This window comes from Aminobacter sp. P4_H6_2, assembly GCF_056400805.1.
Map to the genome: position 1 here is coordinate 1 of NZ_JBFUKO010000969.1, position 1347 is coordinate 1347.

The 1347-nt window shown below is 65.3% G+C and carries 1 protein-coding gene; it reads left to right on the forward strand.

The window, feature by feature from the left end; translation table 11 throughout:
- Positions 1-1347: DNA translocase FtsK (locus AC1DUU_RS32150; RefSeq protein WP_476787338.1), on the forward strand; the 1347-nt coding region annotated here is incomplete at both ends.

Below are 1347 nucleotides of genomic sequence, written 5' to 3' on the forward strand. Positions count from 1 at the left end.
GAATCGCTGCGGCGGCGCCCAAGCCAGCACAATTACCGGCGCAGCAGGCCAGTGTCGTTTCGCAGCCGACCGTGCCTGCGGCGCGTCCGACGGCAATGGCAACAGACCCACGGTCCTCCACCACCAGCGGGGCGGTGCCGCAGCCCAAGAAAGCACGCTGGTCCTACCTCTCCGATCACGCCTTCTTCGAATTGATGGCGCCGAGCACCTCGGACGGGCCGTCGCCGGTCGCGGCACATATCGCCTCGCGGCCAGCACCCGCTCCGGCGCCAGTACCGGTGCCAGTGCCGGTTGCACCGGCTCCCGCTGTCGCCAGGCGCCCAGACGTCTCGGCTACGGAAATCACCGCGCTGTTTCGCGTCATTGAATGCATCCCGGCCGTTGAGACCGCCATGCCGATCGTGGCACCGGCCAATTCGAACGAGGCCAAGCCGGAAACATCGGCGATTGCCGAAGCAATTGCCGCCAGCACGGAGCCCGCGCAGCCAAGCGTCGAGATCGCAGCACCGGCCGCGCGGCCAGCTTTGCCACCCATTGGCAGGATCGTGCCGGCGACCACGGGCGACGCCTATCAGCTTCCTTCCGAGGAGCTGCTGCAGCTGCCACCGGAAGGCCAGGGCTTCTACATGTCGCAGGAGCGGTTGGAGCAGAATGCCGACCTGCTGGAAAGCGTGCTCGAGGATTTCGGCGTGCGCGGCGAAATCATCCATGTCCGCCCCGGCCCTGTCGTCACGCTCTACGAATTCGAGCCGGCACCGGGTGTCAAATCCTCGCGCGTCATCGGCCTTGCCGACGACATCGCGCGTTCCATGTCGGCGATTTCAGCGCGTGTAGCTGTCGTGCCCGGTCGCAACGTCATCGGCATCGAGCTGCCGAACGAGACGCGCGAGACCGTCTATTTCCGCGAGCTGATCGAGTCGGACGGCTTCCGAAACACCAGCTGCAAGCTGGCGCTATGTCTCGGCAAGACGATTGGCGGCGAGCCTGTCATCGCCGAGCTTGCCAAGATGCCGCATCTGCTCGTCGCCGGCACCACCGGCTCGGGCAAGTCGGTGGCCATCAACACCATGATCCTGTCGCTGCTCTACCGGCTGAAGCCTGAAGAGTGCCGTCTTATCATGGTCGATCCCAAGATGCTCGAGCTCTCCATCTATGACGGCATCCCGCATCTTTTGACGCCCGTCGTCACCGACCCCAAGAAGGCGGTGACCGCGCTCAAATGGGCGGTTCGCGAGATGGAGGACCGCTACCGCAAGATGGCGCGCCTCGGCGTCCGCAGCATCGATGGCTACAACGAACGCGCCGCCGTCGCCCGCGAAAAGGGCGAGACCGTCGTCATGACGGTTC